This window comes from Actinomyces sp. zg-332 (genome assembly GCF_011751945.2).
Lineage (GTDB): Bacteria > Actinomycetota > Actinomycetes > Actinomycetales > Actinomycetaceae > ZJ293.
This window is the reverse complement of sequence record NZ_CP064951.1, coordinates 302,591-321,047: the sequence shown is the minus strand read 5'-3', so window position 1 is coordinate 321,047 and position 18,457 is coordinate 302,591. Positions and strand designations below refer to the sequence as shown.

Here is an 18,457-nt window from a genome sequence, read left to right as displayed (position 1 = left end):
ATAATAATTACAACACTCAAAACACACATACAAACAATAGCTACACCCAGTAAAAACAAACACATTAATAATAAAACCAAAACAAACAAAAAAAATAAGCACACAAACTAGAAAGAAAAATGGAATTTTTCAATAAATAAACTGTTAAACCATTTACGTAAAAATAGTATTCCATCTAAAATATATAGGATATTACTAACAAAATGCTTATAAACTTGCTAGTAATTATTCAAATGCTATAAGTAGGAAATGTAACTGATGAACATAAGAGATATAATAACAGAAGACTGTCTTGAACAACTCTTTTCCCAAGCAAATCTAGGTTTAGAAAAAGAAGGGCACAGAGTTATTTTAGATGCTGAAAAACCACTTTTAGCAACAAGTACACACCCTAATAATCTTGGGGATCGTTCCTATCATCCATATATACAAACAGATTTCGCTGAATCTCAACTTGAGTTAATAACTCCTGCTGTCAAAACTGAAAAAGAATTATATCGAATATTACAAACAATAAATGAAGTAACTTTACGTGCTTTAGACTCAGAAGAATATATCTGGCCAATCAGTATTCCACCTGAGTTACCAAAAGAGGAATCAATAAAAATAGTACAGTTGAAGGACAAAAAACAAAAACAGTACAGACAGTATCTCTCTGAGAAATATGGTAAACACAAACAGTTACTATCTGGAATACATTATAACTTTAGTTTCACTGATAGTTTTTTACTAAAAATAGCTGAAAGTTCTGATACTAGCTTGACTGAAACCAAAAATGATTTATACATGAAAGTTGCTCGTCAATTCCTACGATATCAATGGTTGCTAGTCTACCTATATGGTTGCACACCTTACATAGACGAAAAATACTTTGACTACATAAACAAGTATGAGGTTTGTAAAATAGATGAAAAACCTACTCTTCCAGTCCGTAGTCTCAGAGTGAGTAAATACGGCTATGTCAACGAAGGCAAAATACAAATTTCTTTCAATTCCTTAGAAGAGTACGTTGCTAACATAGAAAACTATGTTGCTAACAAAGATTTAATTGAGGAAAAAGAATTCTATTCTGCTGTTAGGTTGAAAGGCTCATCAAATGCTCGTGAATTCTTAGAAAAGGGCATACAATATCTGGAACTACGCATTTTTGATATCAATCCTTTTTCTCCTACAGGAATAGCACTTTCGGACATTCGTTTCATTCACCTTTTTACAATGTTGATGTCATGGCTTGATGAAACTAACCCGAATGAATCTGCAGAAGTAGGTAAAGCTAAAAATGAACTAGTAGCGCTTTCTCATCCTCTCCAACAAACTGAGTATCTAGATGAGGGCAAATGGCTATTCACTCAAATGCTAGAAATGTCAAAAATCTTAGGATTGCCAGAAGAAGATATTGAGATAATAAAAGAAAAGCAGTTAGCTCTGCATTCACCAGAACTCACACTAGCTGGACAAATCTACAAACATTGTAATTCTTGGGAAGAGTTCCAAAAGTTCACAGCAAAAATCACTAAAGAGCAAAAAGAAGCAGCTTTAGAAAAACCTTACCAACTAACAGCTTTTTCGCACATGGAGTTATCAACCCAAGCTTTGATAAGTGATGCTATACAACACGGCATAGAGGTAGAAATTTTAGACGAAAGCGACCAGTTCGTTAAACTAACTTACAAAGATCATGTTGAGTACGTCAAAAACGGCAATATGACAAGTAAAGATACCTATATTTCACCTCTAATAATGGACAATAAAGTTGTGACAAAAATAGTTTTAGAAGAACAAGGTTTTAACGTTCCAAAGAGTGTGCAATGCTCAAATCTACAAGAGGCTAAAAATATATATCGACAGGTAAAAAATAAAGCAGTTGTAATAAAACCTAAAAGTACTAACTTCGGATTAGGTATAACAATTTTTTCTAACCCAACTTATTCAGAAACTGATTTTATAAAAGCTGTTGAAATTGCTTTAAAAGAAGATAAAGAAATCATGATAGAAGATTACTTAGTGGGTGAAGAATACCGTTTCTTTGTATTAGGTAACGATACCAAAGCTGTTTTGTCCAGAGTTCCCGCCAATATAACAGGTAATGGAATAAACACAATAAAAGAATTAGTGAACATAAAAAACGAAGATTCTTTACGAGGAGATGGACTTTCTTCGCCGCTAAAGAAAATAGCTTTAGGTGAACTTGAAAAATTACACTTAAAAACTCAAGGATATGACGAAAACACAATCCCAGACAAAGGCGAAAAGATATTTTTACGCGCTAATTCAAATATAAGTACTGGTGGTGATTCTATTGATTTCACAGATAAAGCCCACGAAAGCTACAAAAACGTAGCAGCAAAAATAGCTAATGCTTTACAGGCAAAAATATGCGGAGTAGATCTTATTATCCCAGATATTAACAAACCTTTAAATCATGAAAATTCTTATGGCGTTGTTGAGGCAAACTACAATCCAATGATGATGATGCATATATTCCCTTATCAAGGAAAATCAAGGAGACTTACAACACACATATTAGAGTTCTTATATCCAGAAAAAGACTGGGATTATATACACTAACAGTTTTTCAAACTAATACATTTTATATAGAAACTATATACGTAACTATTTATCCATATTGCTACGTGTATAGTTTCTTCTTTTATAATACGCTCTTGTTACCTATTAACAACAAAGGCTGTCTTACATTTAAAAACTAGACACAAATAATAAAAATATCTCAATTTAAAGTAAGTATGAATAAATAATTACTGTCTCCAAACAACTTTGCATTCTTTTCTTAAAAGCCATCTCCTCTTCAAAAAACAGGGCAAGCTAAAATACACTATATTAATATTTTCTAAACATAGGATGTATACGTGTACAAACTGTGGCCAACTTGAATATGTTTTTACGAATTTGTATTATTATAGAAAATCACAATCAACATAATAAGTATGACTACATACTCATTCTACTTAACACATTATAGGTACTTTATGAATGAAATAATGATTAAAACTAATGGTATTTCAAAGTCGTTTGAAAATAAAATAGCTTTAAATAAAGTTAGTTTTGAAATCAAAGAAGGTGAAATTTTTGGTTTCTTAGGTCCTTCTGGTGCTGGTAAAACTACAATGATAAATATTTTGACAGGACAGCTTTCTCATGAAAAAGGTAGTGCTGAAATCATGGGGAAAGATACATCAAAACTTTCTCCTGTAGACCTAGAAAAAATAGGTATAGTCAGCGACCAATCGGGCTATTATGAAAAAATATCACTGTATAAAAACTTGCTAATTTACGGAAAACTTTATGGAGTTCCAAACTCACATGTAGAACAAATATTGAAAGAAGTTCGCTTAGATGAAAGTAAAAATGTAATAGCAGAAAAGTTATCAACAGGTATGCGTCAACGCATGTTTCTTGCTCGTGCCTTAATAAACACCCCTAAAATCTTGTTTTTAGATGAACCTACAAGTGGTTTAGATCCAACCACTTCAAAAGCTATACATGAGTTACTACTGGAACTAAAAGCTAAAGGAACAACAATTTTCCTAACAACACACGATATGCATGAAGCAACATTATTGTGTGACAATTTAGCTTTACTAAATAAGGGAAGTTTAATCGAGTATGGAAACCCTCGTTCTATAATACAAAAGTATAATAACTCAAAAACTCTTACAGTTACTTACAACGATTTTTCAGAGAAAACTATCTCATTTGATGACTTTAAAACATTAGACACAAGAGATATTTTCTCAATTCATTCATGCGAACCTACTTTAGAAGATATTTTTATAGAATTGACAGGTGCGAAATTAGATGTATAGAAGAATAACTGCCTTGTTATGGCTTAGAACTCAAATCTTAAAAAGTAACGTAAATATACTAATACAAGTCATACTTCCCTATGCCATGCTAATTATGTATAAATTCGTTATGAAACCTGAAGGTATGGCAAATAGATACATAATGTTTTTATGCTTGTCTATGGCGATAGCTATGTCTGTTGGGCTTACTATTTCTATAATAATTGCTGAAGAAAAAGAAAAGAAAAATCTTAAAACTTTAATGTTAAGTGGTGTAAAAACTAGCGAGTATATAATATCAACGATTGCTTATCCAATATTTTTCGCAATTTTAGTAACTATAGCTTTCCCACTTACAGCTGATGTAGATTTATCTGGAATGTATATACAATACACTACAGTAGTCTTACTAACTTGTTTAGCTACAATATTAATTTATTTGTGTATAGCTGGCATATCAGATACTCAATCCAAAGCACAAGTAAACTCTCTACCAATAATGTTTATAATTGCTTTAGGACCTATGTTTTCTCAGTTAAATAAGTCTATAGGTACTTTTATACAATACACATTCCTCGGTGCGTTCAACGAATTAACTAATGGAAAGTTTAACTTTAGTAACACTAGTTTTGTAATTTTATTAATTTGGATAATCATTTTATTCGCTCTAACATCTTTCACTATTAAAACATCAAAGAAAATAAAGTAACTAGTAAAATTGCCTACTACTTACTTCAACCCGCAACGTATTAAGTAAGTAGTAGGTTTTATTAAACGCTATAATTCTAAAGTTTAGATTTATCTCTTATTTTATGTTTCATCTCTTTTATTTAAGCCGTACTCGATAAACATATTAGCTATAAAACCAATAAAGGACACCTATAAATAAAAGTAGAATCCCGCAAACAAAAATAATGAATCTTTCAAACTTATATCTTGCTTCTACCCCATGAAGTTCTTCAATAAAAGCCCTTATACCGCTTAGTTTTGCAGGCGATACAATTCTCGTCATCCATTTCCAGTCAAAAATACAAGCAATAATAGTGAATATGCTAATACCAATAAAAAGAAAGTGAAAATGTTCTTGGAGAAAAGCCATTAATCGCCAAACATTTTCTAAGACTCCTTAAACACATGTTACTAACCACTCATTTAAGTATACTCTTATAGCAAAGTTTGTATATACAAATACTTAGAGTTACAAGTAAGGGAAATAAGCCTGTAAAACTACAGATTCAGCCACTGCTTTTAACAAAGCAAAATCAAAAGTTTCAATAATAATAGTTTTATATCTATAATGGAATATTCTAAATAATACAAAAGTGGAGGTCAGCACTAAATATGAATATAACAGTATATTGTGGAGCAAACTCTGGCGTAAATCCTCTTCATAAGCAAAGTGCAATAACTTTAGGTAAATGGATTGCCGAAAATAACCACACTCTTGTTTATGGTGGTGGTAGCACTGGGCTCATGGGAACTATTGCTGACGCAGTGCTTGAAAACGGAGGAAAAGTAATAGGTGTTATTCCTACTTTTTTGAAAGATAGAGAACTTGGTCACGATGGTATTTCTGAGCTAATTACTGTGGAAACAATGGCTGAGCGTAAAGATATAATGTTCAATTTGGGCGATGTATTTATAGCTTTGCCTGGGGGTGCTGGAACTCTAGAAGAAATTACTGATGTTGTTTCTTGGTCACGTATAGGTAAAAATGATAACCCATGTATTTTCTATAACATAGATAACTTTTATACATCAATGCAAAATGTGTATAAAGAAATGGTTGAAGCTGGTTTCCTATTTCAAGATGAGTTTGAAAAAATATTATTCTCAGATTCCTTAGAAGAAATAGAAACTTTCATTGATAACTATACTCCTCCCGGAATAACTAAGCCAATGTAAAAATAAAACACTAAAGCTAGTTTATCTTTTCAAAAGGATAGTAATTTTTACTATGAATTTCACTACTAGCTCACCTTTTATTAAATACGAGTAACAAAATACATAAAGTAAATAAAGAGTTAAATATTTAAAAATTCAAAGACTAAAATAAAATAGCACTTTTTATAACTCAGTAGTATTTAAAAAGAGGTAACTATATTAATGATATTAAAAACAATAAGACTCGTAGGACAAAAATAAATATTTTCCACGAGTCTTACTTATATAAAAATTAACCTGCTGTACGAGAACGAAGAACGTCTTCTAAGTTGAAACGTACTTGCTTTTCAACTAGTTCATCAGTGGATACAGCATTATCAATCGGTGAAGCTTTTGTTGGACGATAAGTTTGAGTTTTCTCATCTCCAGTAACTATATCCTCATGTACAGCAACAGAAACTTTATGTGTCTCAGTTCTGGCATATAAAGGTGTAGGGATACGAGTTGCTGTCCATTTAGAAGCGACTTCTTGAATGTCGTTTTCTGTAGCGTTAGCAACACTACTATCTTGAAAGTTATCAACCTCAGATATTGCAAGACCAGTATTTATACTTACATCAGAATCTTGTTTCCTATAAGTTTGCTGAGCATTGTATGATTTAGTTTTAGCTGACTCTGATAGCTTAGTTTTAGCTTTAACAGAGCTTTGTTTTGAAATAGCAACTTTTTTCTGCAAAGCGATAATTTTTTTCTTCTCTACCAGTGCTTCATGCTTATCTTTAGCAACTATAACACGCGTATATCCACCGATTACCATAGTAGTAACAAAAGAAGTCAACACCCAATATATAGAAACAACTGAAGCTAAATAAGCACCTAAAACAATAAAAGCAGTCAAGATACTTAGTACTATAGCTGCCGTCAAAACACGCACTTTAATCGCACGTTTAGAATTTTTAGCAGCATGATCTGCTTTTAAACTAGCTATAACACGAATATCATTCGCATTCTTAATTCGCAGAGAAGAGACTTTTTTCATGGTGGATCCAGTTTTCTTAGTATTTCTCAAGTAACTACTACTGTCGTTTTGAGGGTGAATGCGTGTAGATGAGCATTGAGCAATCGGTGAAGCATATCTCGCACTAGTATCCAATACTTTAATTCCCGAAGAAAAACGATCTTCTATACGGGAATTAGCAATCTTATCATTTTTAACTGCTTTGCGAGGAATAATATATGCAACACCCAACACAATTACAATCACTAAAGGTATAACAACATTTCCCACACTATAAAACTAGAATATAGTAGGAAAAAGTCAATCATTTCACACGGTGCGTTGCATAAAATTACAAGAATGTAATTACAAATTTTATAAGTATAGTAAAATATCTGAAAAAATAAATATTCCTTAGAAGGTTATATTACTTCAAGCAATCTACAAGCAAAGCTAAAAACAAGAACAACTATTCTCATATCTAGCTAAAACACCTCCGCAACAAACATCTTCAACGGTTAGCGCATATGAATAATGATCAGCCCATTTGCCATTTACAAAGATATACTTACTTCTCTTACCTTCACTATTAAAACCAAGTTTTTCCACTACCCTCAAACTAGGCAAATTGTCACAACATATATTTACTTCCACCCTATGTAAAAGCAAATACTCAAAACAAAAATCAGTCAACATTGCTAATGCAACTGGCATAATATTGCGCCCAGCAAACTCGTAAGCAATCCAATACCCAACTTTAGCAGAACACAAAGCTCCCCTAGTAACATCGTTCAAGCATATAAATCCACATAACTTACCATCTAAAGATATCTTAAAAAAGTATCCTTTATCTTGAAGCACTTGATTTAAATAAATATCAATTGTATTAGAAAAAATATTAGACAAGCTAAAAATATCATTCGTGGAGTAAATGTATCCTTTAGGTTGGCATACAGTCCACTGATCCAGCCAAGCTTTATTTTTCTTATTCAAGGCGAAAATGTCAATAAAATCCTTATATGACATCAAAGACACTGATAGTTCATCAGGGCACTCATTTTCATCCAACGGACTACTTTTCACAAGATTACGCAACCCGACGTTATTTTCTACCAGTTCAGGAAAAGAATCTAAATAACGTTTAAAACGCAAGCGTGATAAAAACATAACTCCTCCTTGAGCTTACATTAATTATATAAACTCATAGGAGGAGATACAAAATATATATTCAGATACTCACATTAATCCAAAAGCATGCATACAAGTTTGTCACCTGGATTTATAGTTGTAACATTTTCCGGCACAACTGCTAAGGCATTTGAACTAGCCATAGTCGATAGTAACAACTCATCAGGCTCACCTTGAACTTCTGCAATGTAACCTTCAGATGGATTACCGCTCAAATTAACACGCATAAATTCACGTCTGCCAATAGGCGAAGTCCAGCCTGAAGTAACTTTTGCCTCAACGCTCGCTCGGTAAAGGTCACCCCAGCCCTGCATTTTGCGCAAAGACGGACGCACAAACACTTCAAAAGCAACTTGCGCACTTACAGGATCACCTGGTAAACAGAAAATTGGAGTATCATCTTCTAAATGTCCGACACCTAACTGCCTACCTGGAGCAATAGCAACGTTATCAAAACGAACACTACCTAAAGGAGCCAGAACTTCCTTCACAGTATCACCAGCAGCATAAGAAAGACCACCAGTAGTTATAATTAGGTCAGCTCTAACTAATTGGTCTTCTAACGCGTTTCTCAAAGCGACACGCTCATCAGGAACAGCAGCAACACGGAAAGTTGCAGCCCCCGCATCTGAAACAGCACATGAAAGCGCATGACCATTAGCATCAAACACTTTGCCTGGCTGACTAATGTGTCCTGGTTCAACGAGCTCATCACCAATAGAAACTACGACAACACGTGGTCTGGGATGTACTTGAACACGGTGACGTCCAACACCAGCTAGTAATGCTACTTGTCGTGCTCCTAGGCGAGTACCTTTGCTCAAAAGAATCTGTCCTGCCTGAACATCTCTTGCTCTACGACGTACATTATCCCCAGATTTTACAGTTGTGCGAACACTTACACGTGCTTGTCCATGATCTGTAAACTCTATAGGAACAACAGCGTCAGCGCCACTTGGAATTGGGGCTCCAGAAGCAATATGTACGCTAGAACCTTGAACGATACGAGTTGGATCTAAATCTCCCGCATTCACATCATCTAACACTTCTAAAAATACAGGACTAGTTGAAGACGCATCAACCAAATCTGCACTCATAACAGCGTAACCATCACAAGAGGCTAGGTCAGCTACAGGAAGGTCAAAAGGAGCATTAACGTCTTCAGCTAGAATACAGCCAGCAGCATCAGGAAGTAAGACCTCCAAAGCAGGCTGTGGGCCAACAGCATCTAAACAATTAACTAAATGTTCAGCAACAGACTTCACAAAATCACCTCACAAAATCTTTCAGCCATGCATTAAAAGATTCACCAAAGTTTTCATTCTCAACTGCCAAAGAAACAATAGTTTGCAAGTAACCATATGGTGTTCCAGTATCAAAACGACGACCGCGTATTACTACACCATATAAACCGCCACCTTCTTCTTTCGGTCTAGAGGCCATAACACTCAAGGCATCTGTGAGTTGAATTTCTCCACCACAGCCAGGAGGCAAAGTTTCTAGAATTTTGAAAACCGAAGGATCTAAAATGTAGCGTCCTACCACAGCATATTTTGAACGGACTTCAGATATAGATGGTTTTTCAACTAAGTCTGAAATTTCAAATACACGATCTTTAAGTGAATCTTCACTAAAATCTATTATTTCAACATCAGCATTTCCATAAGCAGTAGCTTCTTGCGGAGTAACTTCAAGCAATGCTACAACGCTTCCCCCAAGGCGTTCATGTACACGTGTCATCAGCTCTAATACAGGATCTTCTGGGTGCATAAGATCGTCTGGCAACATTACAGCAAAAGGATTATCTCCAATGTGTCCTGCCGCTTGCAAAACAGCGTGTCCTAATCCAAGTGGCCTACCCTGTCTAACAGATGCAACTTTAATACCAGCAGCAGTATTAGTTATTTTCTCCAGAGTTGCAAAATCACCTTTAGCTTGTAAAGCGTCTTCTAAATCAGAAATTGAGTCAAAATGGTCTTCAATAGAGTTTTTTCCATAGCGCGTTATCAGTAATAAGTCTTTGATACCACAACTAGATGCTTCTTCAATAACGTACTGAATGCCTGGTTTATCAACTATAGGCAACATCTCTTTAGGCATTACTTTAGTGGCTGGTAAAAACCTAGTTCCACGCCCAGCAGCTGGAATAACTGCATGCTTAATTTTCGAAATCTTACTATTCATACCCTTAAGGTTAATGTAGGAAATAACATAATACGAACATTTATTACTATATTTTGCTAAAATATTGTTTAAAATATCAAGGAGACGTGTATGTCAGTACAACAAACTAAGGCTGAACTACGCCAACATTATAAGAGTAAAAGGGCAAAATATGCCCAACATGTAGCTTATTCTTATGGTAGTTCAATGATAAAAAGTCTTGGCACACAATTGAAAAATTTTAAGTGTGTAGGAGCTTATTTATCATACGGGATAGAACCTCCTACAGTACAACTGCTAGATTTCTTATCTAATAAAGGCGTAAAAATAATTGTACCTTCAATTTCTAATGGTAAGTATCCAAAATGGAGTGAATACACAGCTGGAGCTGCTTTACTAAGCAACGGTCCAGGCAAAGTTCCTTCCGTATGTGACACTGAAATATTAGACGCTGAGGCAATTGAAGAAGCCCAAGCAATTATAGTTCCTGCTTTAGCCTGCGATAACAAGGGAGTACGTCTGGGCCAAGGTGGAGGCTGGTACGATCAGGCTTTGTTATATGCTCAGGAAAATATATCACTTATAGCAACCGTATATGATTGGGAAGTACCTGAACAAGGCATAATTCCTCAAGAAAGTCACGACATAAAAATGACACACATATACGATGGTATTTCTTTAAAGAAAACTAAGTGGTTCTAAGAACACAGCATCATTAAACTAAATATCTATATATACGTTAAACGTATCTGGCGTTTGCGCTACCTTTTTTGCAATATTTTTATATCGTATTTTAGCGAAAATCTTATATACAAATTACTTTTAAAATTTACACATTCTATTTTAAAATTTGGAGGTATTCTACTAATTTAAGTAGTTTATCTATGTCTTTTTAGCACACGAGACTCGCCGTGGTGTTTTTGTTATAAAATCTCTATATATTTTTTACATTATATATTTTATTTATTCTACATCCACAACTATTTATTCTTTATAAACAATTAATACTTTATATACACATTTTTAAAAACAGTTAAAGACACATATCAAAATGGATTAAATCTTACCGAAATGAGGTGGACATTGTTCTAATATAAATTTTTCATTTTCACTAAGTTGCCTATTAGGTTTAGTAGTATTTTTATCACTTTTTCTATGCGTGATAGTTTTACTTTTCATAATTTTATTATCAGCACATACTTTAGAAGTATCATTTTTTACTTTTCCAGAAGTATTTTTACCAAACCTTAATTCAGATTTCCCTATTTCCAAAGTTTTTTCTTTTAAAACAGAGTTACGTAAACTAGTATCAGACGATAAATTACACGCAACAATATCAGCTTCAGTTTTATTCACAGATTCTTTTAAGGCAAGATCAACTTTAGATAAAGCTATTACTCTCTTGTGTTTTCTTGCCTTATTCAACGTAATTCCTACTTCATACCACGTTTTACAACATGCCTCAGTACGGCATCAACTTGAGCACCCTTGCGAGTCAAAGCTAAAGCTTTACGCAACTGTTCAACTACTTCATCTTCCGTGTATTCAACTCCATCTGACAAAATCCAAGCCAACAAATCATCAAGCTGATCGTCTCCATAAGCAGCCAAAGGCAATCCCTGCGCAATTGGTGGACGCGGTCCACGCTTCAAGTTTATTTCAATTGAAGCTGTAGAAACTGCAGGCACCTCTTCAACTGGAATCGAAATAGCTTTATTAGCATTCAGCACCTTAGCTTTTGCCTTTTCTATTTCACTTATACGCGTCTTTAGAGCAGCTAAAACTATTTCTAAAATTTCCTCAGCTTGTCCCTGTGGATCCATAAATACAGCTGTGGAGAATACAGTACTAACTTTCCAACCACGATTTTGTAAACGCTCAACCCAGTGACGCTCACGTCTACGCATACTAGATTCCATCACGTAACGACTATCATCAGTTAGCAAAGCAACCAAGTATTCATCTGGTAACTGAGGATGTCCAATAGCTAGAGGAATCCTAAATCTAGAATTACCGCCTAAGTTCGCCTCTACACGAAGTCCTAAACGCCACAATCTATCAGCCAAATCTACAAGTAACCTATCAGGCTTTTGAGATAACTCAGCCTCTTCATCAGACATTTTCTTGAACTCTTCGCTATTTCCAGCCCAAGCTATAACATCAGCAAGCATAGTTCCACCATCAGATGAAACATACCCTGAAAGTATTTCTTCAGGTGTAACACTAGAAACAACTATCACTCTTTCGATAGCGCATTCAAGTGCTGAGACCAAGTGAACCTGTCCACCTTGCTGAGAAATAACTCCAAATTCGTGAAGTAGCTTACCGTTAGGAGTCTTAGTATATCCAACTGCTAAAATCACGATGTCTCGGTGCAGACCAGAAGTCAAAGATATATCAGTTACGACAAAAGCTTCTTCTTTTTCTTCAGCAAAGAAAGCTTCAACTGCCCTATTTTCCTTAGCTACTGCTCGTACACTCTCACGAATACGATTTGCATGAGATTCGTTCAGCGCAACAACTGCCAAAGACTTTTCAGGATAAGCTAAAGCATGATCAATAACTAAATCAACTACTCTATTTACTTCTTGTGATGAGCTTTCAACAGCCCCTTTACCAGAAGAAGGAATACCTACAGCATCAACCATGTGTAAAGATACATTGCTTGATGGACGTGGCAAAGGTACAGCCTGAATTTTATCCCCGTAGCCGTACTTAGACATAAAGGCTAATAAGTCCTCGTTGTATTTACCTTGAGAACTTGGCAAAACAATACTTGGCAATAAGGAAATCAAGTCAGCAATTTCGCAGTCAGAACTTGTCTTAGTGTCTGTGACTATAACAACTTGTTTTGCCCTAGCTATCAATGGAATAAGCTCAGCCATAGACATAAAATTAGTACTGTCTAAGACTAATAAATCTAAGTTGTAATCCGCTCCCATTATTTGTGGAACAATCATAGGAGGGCTTACAATCATTGGCTGCAAAACTCTGGTAATTGGAAAAGCTGATAACAATTCACGAACAGTTTGCAAACCAGCAGATAAATCTAAAGCTTCAAATAACTGTATAGCTTCGTTTTGACGGTCTTTTACAAATACACATGAACGGTTATTTAGCTCTGTTCGAGCATGTATAGTAAGTGAGTTAACTTGCGCTTTATCTAGCTGTCGAAGTTGATAAGCCAAAGTCTGTAAAGATTGACCATCGTAACCTGCTAGCTGTGGATCTTCTAACAAAATAGCTCCAAGTACAGAAGCCCACCAAGCAAGTTCTAGTTCACTGGCAACAATGTCATTACTAACATTTCTTGCACGTAAATCCTCTACTAATTCGTCCAACCCATTGTCATGTAACTCTTTCAACACACGTACACGAGCAGGTAGTAAGAAAGCATTTGTGCGATCTGACTTTAAGTCATTTAGCAAAGATATAAGTTCATTTAAAGGCATAATTTCGATATCATGATGGGCTGAGCCTAGAACTGAAATTAGCTTATTCATATCTGCTCGTGCGTTAGATAATACTTCTTGGATTTTATCTAACCCAACTGGTAGTCGAGGATAGCTGGTGTCATTTGAAGCATATTTCTTCCAAATTTCACGTTTTTCTTGAACACGAATCAGCTCAGCATTTAAGTCAACCACATTCACACCTGAACGAACTAAACTTTTAGCTTGACGTACCAAAGCACGACGAGCTCCTAGTTTCATATTTATGCAGTGTTCCTTACGCCATTGCTTAGAAGAAGTAGCAATAACCATATCAGCAGCACTATTTTCAAATATTTGAGGCTGGAAAATTTCAAGACAAGAAGCAACACCTTGAAGTAGTTCAAGTTGATGTTCCCATGCTTCAAATGAGTCAGCAGGCGTTAACCCCGTATCAGCAGCAACCATAGCAATATGACGCTGGATAGTAGGCAAAGTCTCCTCACATAGACGAGCAACGCATTCAAGTAGACCTTCAACAGCGTTATCATTAGTTAGCACAGCCCCATACCAAGCATTATCTACTTTGCGTTGTGAGAATATCTGTAAATCACAAGCTTTAGCTAGTATTTGTCGTGCTGACTTGCAACTATCTTCACTCAAATGAGACAAAACTTCTGGTGTAAAACGAACACAAGTGCGAGGTCCTGGGTTAGCTGATGTTAAATCAGTTAATGCTTGCAGAGCTTCCCAAGCAGACACATTCCATGGTTTACGAATTTTGTGTAGACGAGCAGTGTATTCTCCCAGTTGCGATCTAGCTTGTTCTAGCCTTAAACGTACACCATTTACAGCTGCTTTATCGTAGCTTTTTTCTTGACGTGATAGAGCATATTTCAAACCGTCAGCAATATTATTACGCCACTTATTAACACTAACAGCATTCATCACAAACTCGTCTAATTCGTGTTTTTTGAACTCTTCGACGACTTCTTTACCGATACGCGAGGTTCCTGGCACATATAAGACTGTACGTCCTTGTAATGCTGAGTCAACCATTAAAGAAACAATCATGCTTAGTTTGTCACTACCAGGCGGACAGTCAACAACCATTGAAGTTCCTCTAGAAACGTTGTCCAATACATCTTGGTGCACTGGATCAAGGTCTCCAATGCCACGTTCTAAGTTTGGTTTACGGTCAAGTGGGTTAGGATCTAAAAGAGGTTTGGATAGCTCTTGTATATCACTTTCATTTCCAGCTAAAGCTCCAACTAAAGTTGATGATATGGCTTTAGATCTCAGTTCGTTTAAATCATCTATAAGTATTTGCGATGGTGATGTGAAAGAAGCTACGAGTAATTTATCTTCTAAAACGAAATAATCGAATGTTTCTTTAGCTATTTGAGATATTCTATCTAGTGCATTTTTAGGAGAAAAACCTTGGTTCACAGAAGCTAACCGTATTATTTCTGTAGGGTCAAATACCACCCCTGCTTTTCTAAACGATTCAAGTAGTACTGGATTTATTTCCAAAGAATCCTCTAAAGAAAATACTATATCATCGCCACTACCAGTGTTTAACGAAATTTGACGCAATAACACAGGTGCATATCTATTAACTACTTTACCTTCTTCAGCTTTATCTACCCAACGCCCTAAACCTATTGCTAAGTAAGTTGGGCATACACCATGTTTTTGGGAAATCGTGTCAGCTTCACTATGTACTAAACGAGCTTTTACGCGAGTGCGAGCCAACATATCATGTTCACGGATAATATTAGATAAAGGTGTAGGTCTATCACTATAGAGTTGTGCAATACCAGATGGATGAGCCATTGTAATGTCGATAATGTTTTCACCTAGTATAGATATATTTGATAGAGCGTTGCCTAAACTAGATTTTTCGATCTTGCTTATCCAATTGTCAAGGGCAGCACTAATATTTTCAGCACGGAGCTGTTCAGGAGAAAAAACTGGCTCTACTGTTTCTACTTCGTTATTTTCTTCACGTTTGCGTGAATTACCTCTTGAAAACAATAATGGTGACACTTATTCTCGCCAACTCTCTACTAAAAGCTAAAATTATCCTAGACTATATTATATAAATAATTAGAAAATATTACATGGATTAAAACTATTTAACCTAAAACTAAATTTAGAAAGAGATAGTGTATGGGTGAAAATATAACAAATGATATGAGTAAAAATAGCTCATACGACTTGGAATATACTCAATATAACCCCTACTACATTTTTAAAGACACATGTAGTGTTTCATCTGATAAAAAAGCATTAGTTTACAAAGAAGAGTCTTATACTGCTAAAGAAGTTTTACAACTCGTACATAATTTCATTTACTTTATTCAAAATCAAAACATGCATTTAAGTAACAATGTGTTATATAGCGCTAAAAATCATCCTCTATTATTAATTTCTTATTTATCCTGCGCATATTTAGGATTAAGTTTTTCTCCGATAAATCCTTTGTTATCAAAAAGAGATAAAAGTAATATTTTCAATGAGTTACAACCTTTGTTACACATCACTGACCAAAATTTAGATGAGTATTACAGCAAGTGTTTTGAAAGTATAAATCACACTACCTCAATAGATGACACAGTTACAAAGATAAAAAATCCTTCTGAGAGGAAAGTAAATAATATTGGGGCAATATTGTATACTTCTGGCAGCTCAGGTAAACCTAAAGGAGTAAAACTAACTTATAAAAATTTATGGTGGGGCACAAAAAATTTGCGTTTAGGCTTCAAATACACTTATGAAGATATCGCGCTAGTGGTTGCCCCGATGTCTCATATAGGGGGCTTTAATGGTTGTACGATTGACTTGCTTATAAATGGAGGAACAGTAGTCATAGCTGAAAATTTGCAAGCAGATTACTTATTAGATATTTTAGAAAAAGAAAAAGTTACACTGATGTTTGCAGTACCAACCTTATATGAAAAAATCTTACTAGCTCATACTTCACAGGATTTATCAAATTTGAGTTTACCCTTAACTGGAGGTAGTCCTGTACCTAAAACTTTGATTTCAAAAGCTAAAAATCACGGTTTAAACTTATTACCGGTATGGGGTATGACTGAGATTTCTGCTTCTGGGACTTACTTGCCTCAAAATTTAGTCACTGAAAAACCTAATAATGTTGGTTTACCTTTCCCCCATGTCGATATACAAATACTTTCCTTAGAGGATAAAAAACCAATAACTACAAATAGTAAAATCGGCGAAATAGCAGTAAAAGGTCCGTCAGTATCTAGCGGCTATTTAAACCACACTGAACACGACGAAGAGCATTTTCACAACGGTTTTCTTTTAACTAAGGATTTAGGCTGTTGGTTTGAAGATAAATTTGTACAAATAACAGGAAGAAAAAGTGAGCTAATCATAAGTGGCGGTGAACACGTTTTTCCAAATGAAATAGACGAAATCTTACAATCTCATACAGAAATAACAATGTCCAAAACTTTTTCAGTGCCTGACAAATATTGGGGAGAAAAAATAATTTCAGCAATAGTACCTACAATCCCTTCTCAAGACGATTACGTTTTACAAGACAACATCTCTTCCGTTAAGCATAAAAATCTAGATAAGGAAAACAACTTTACTATAACTAAAAGTAACAACTTGCAAAATACAAGTTTCATAAACAAACTTACTGAACAAGAATATAAAAGTTTCATAAATAAAAAAACATGCTTACTAAAAGACGATAGTGAAAGTTATTTGTGTATCAAAAATTATCTAAAAACTACCCTAAGTAAATACAAGATACCTAAGGAAATAATTATTTTGGGTTCTATGCCTTTGCTACCTAATGGGAAAATTGATACCAATAGACTTACAGAAATTTATACCCGCTATATTTAGAGCTTAAACACAGACTTATGCTAAATATACTACTGTTTACCCCAGTATGTACCTATAAGGTTATTTGTGACATAAAGATGGTTTAGTCTCCAGTATTGTCTTAGCTTCTTGTCGCAAAGATTTATCTTCTAGCAAATGCCCTAAATTCGGATTCACCTCAACCCCACGCATTTTCATGACTTTACCCCACAAAAAGCCTGCACGATATGAAGACCTCACAAGTGGTCCAGCCATAACAGCTGAAAACCCAATTTCTTTAGCATAGTCACTAAGCTCAACAAACTCTTTAGGATGAACCCAACGATCTATGGGATGGTGTAGCTTAGAAGGACGTAAATACTGTGTAATCGTGAGAATATCGCATCCTGCTGAATGTAAATCTCGCATAGCAGACTCAATTTCTTCTCTGGTTTCTCCCATACCTAAAATAAGATTAGATTTAGTTACCATTCCAGCTTCACGTCCCATTGATATTACAGATAAAGAGCGATCATAGTTAAAAGCTGGACGTATTTTCTTAAAAATACGAGGAACCGTTTCTAAGTTATGAGCAAATACTTCTGGAGACGAGTCAAAAATCAAATCTAAGGATTTCTTTTCCCCTTTTATGTCGTCCACAAGCAATTCAACACCAGTACTAGGGCATAATTCGTGAATTTTTTTACAAGTTTGGGCATATAACCAAGCAGCACCATCAGGTAAATCATCACGAGCAACACCTGTGATAGTTGCATAGCGTAAGTCTAGTTCTTTTACGGACTGCGCGATACGATTAGGCTCATCTTTATCGTATTCAGTAGGTTTGCCAGTGGCTATGTCGCAAAAGTCACAGCGTCTAGTACAAAAAGCCCCTCCGAGCAAAAATGTTGCTTCTCGATCTTGCCAGCATTCATAAATATTAGGACAACCAGCTTCTCCACATACAGTATGCAAGTTGCCCTTTGAGACCAAAGAACGCATTTGCATATATTCTTCACCAGATACAGCTTTGGTTTTAATCCACTCAGGTTTTTTCTCAATAGGCGTTTGAGCATTACGTGTTTCTATACGCAAAAGTTTCCTACCCTGCGGACTTGGAATAGTACTCATTTTGTCAACTTTCTGTT

13 protein-coding genes are annotated in these 18,457 nt (G+C 35.2%); 6 read left to right on the top strand and 7 right to left on the bottom strand.

Features of this window, described 5'->3' with window-relative positions:
* Positions 1-258: 258 nt before the first annotated feature.
* The 4 genes from gshAB to HCQ94_RS01215 all read left to right on the top strand — a co-directional run bounded on the left by gshAB (position 259) and on the right by HCQ94_RS01215 (position 5,708).
* Positions 259-2,568, top strand: coding sequence for a bifunctional glutamate--cysteine ligase GshA/glutathione synthetase GshB (gene gshAB, locus HCQ94_RS01230; protein WP_166982797.1), 2,310 nt, complete (start codon positions 259-261; stop codon positions 2,566-2,568).
* A 419-nt stretch (positions 2,569-2,987) separates the two neighbouring features.
* Positions 2,988-3,824: an ABC transporter ATP-binding protein gene (locus tag HCQ94_RS01225; protein ID WP_198418157.1), complete on the top strand. Its 837-nt coding sequence runs from the start codon at positions 2,988-2,990 to the stop codon at positions 3,822-3,824.
* 109 nt (positions 3,825-3,933) lie between these two features.
* Positions 3,934-4,512 (top strand): ABC transporter permease, encoded by a 579-nt coding sequence (locus HCQ94_RS01220; protein WP_198426296.1) that lies wholly within the window; start codon positions 3,934-3,936, stop codon positions 4,510-4,512.
* A gap of 632 nt (positions 4,513-5,144) precedes the next feature.
* Complete coding sequence (locus tag HCQ94_RS01215) at positions 5,145-5,708, top strand: LOG family protein (RefSeq protein ID WP_166982801.1); 564 nt, start codon at positions 5,145-5,147, stop codon at positions 5,706-5,708.
* A gap of 271 nt (positions 5,709-5,979) precedes the next feature.
* Here the strand turns inward: HCQ94_RS01215 and HCQ94_RS01210 are convergent, their stop codons facing one another.
* The 4 genes from HCQ94_RS01210 to HCQ94_RS01195 form a co-directional block, all read right to left on the bottom strand.
* Complete coding sequence (locus tag HCQ94_RS01210) at positions 5,980-6,975, bottom strand: hypothetical protein (protein WP_166982803.1); 996 nt, start codon at positions 6,973-6,975, stop codon at positions 5,980-5,982.
* Between the two features lie 162 nt (positions 6,976-7,137).
* The gene (locus HCQ94_RS01205; protein ID WP_166979081.1) at positions 7,138-7,851 is read right to left on the bottom strand and encodes a GNAT family N-acetyltransferase; all 714 of its coding nucleotides are present in this window, start codon (positions 7,849-7,851) and stop codon (positions 7,138-7,140) included.
* 74 nt (positions 7,852-7,925) lie between these two features.
* Positions 7,926-9,137, bottom strand: coding sequence for a molybdopterin molybdotransferase MoeA (locus HCQ94_RS01200; RefSeq protein WP_166979078.1), 1,212 nt, complete (start codon positions 9,135-9,137; stop codon positions 7,926-7,928).
* Positions 9,138-9,141: 4 nt separating this feature from the next.
* Positions 9,142-10,056, bottom strand: coding sequence for a UTP--glucose-1-phosphate uridylyltransferase (locus HCQ94_RS01195; protein ID WP_166979075.1), 915 nt, complete (start codon positions 10,054-10,056; stop codon positions 9,142-9,144).
* A gap of 90 nt (positions 10,057-10,146) precedes the next feature.
* Here HCQ94_RS01195 and HCQ94_RS01190 point away from each other — a divergent pair, with 90 nt between their 5' ends.
* Positions 10,147-10,737, top strand: coding sequence for a 5-formyltetrahydrofolate cyclo-ligase (locus HCQ94_RS01190; RefSeq protein ID WP_166979072.1), 591 nt, complete (start codon positions 10,147-10,149; stop codon positions 10,735-10,737).
* Between the two features lie 354 nt (positions 10,738-11,091).
* On the opposite strand, the gene HCQ94_RS01185 is transcribed toward HCQ94_RS01190, so the two are convergent.
* On the bottom strand, positions 11,092-11,460 hold the full coding sequence (locus HCQ94_RS01185) for a hypothetical protein (RefSeq protein ID WP_166982805.1): 369 nt from the start codon (positions 11,458-11,460) through the stop codon (positions 11,092-11,094).
* A gap of 8 nt (positions 11,461-11,468) precedes the next feature.
* Positions 11,469-15,515 carry a PDDEXK-like endonuclease domain-containing protein gene (locus HCQ94_RS01180; RefSeq protein WP_166982807.1) on the bottom strand — a complete coding sequence of 1,349 codons (4,047 nt, stop codon included), beginning with the start codon at positions 15,513-15,515 and terminating at the stop codon, positions 11,469-11,471.
* A gap of 123 nt (positions 15,516-15,638) precedes the next feature.
* Between HCQ94_RS01180 and HCQ94_RS01175 the strand changes: the two genes are divergently transcribed.
* Positions 15,639-17,351 (top strand): class I adenylate-forming enzyme family protein, encoded by a 1,713-nt coding sequence (locus HCQ94_RS01175; protein ID WP_166982809.1) that lies wholly within the window; start codon positions 15,639-15,641, stop codon positions 17,349-17,351.
* 60 nt (positions 17,352-17,411) lie between these two features.
* Here the strand turns inward: HCQ94_RS01175 and lipA are convergent, their stop codons facing one another.
* Positions 17,412-18,440 carry a lipoyl synthase gene (gene lipA, locus HCQ94_RS01170; protein ID WP_166979060.1) on the bottom strand — a complete coding sequence of 343 codons (1,029 nt, stop codon included), beginning with the start codon at positions 18,438-18,440 and terminating at the stop codon, positions 17,412-17,414.
* Positions 18,441-18,457: the final 17 nt, after the last annotated feature.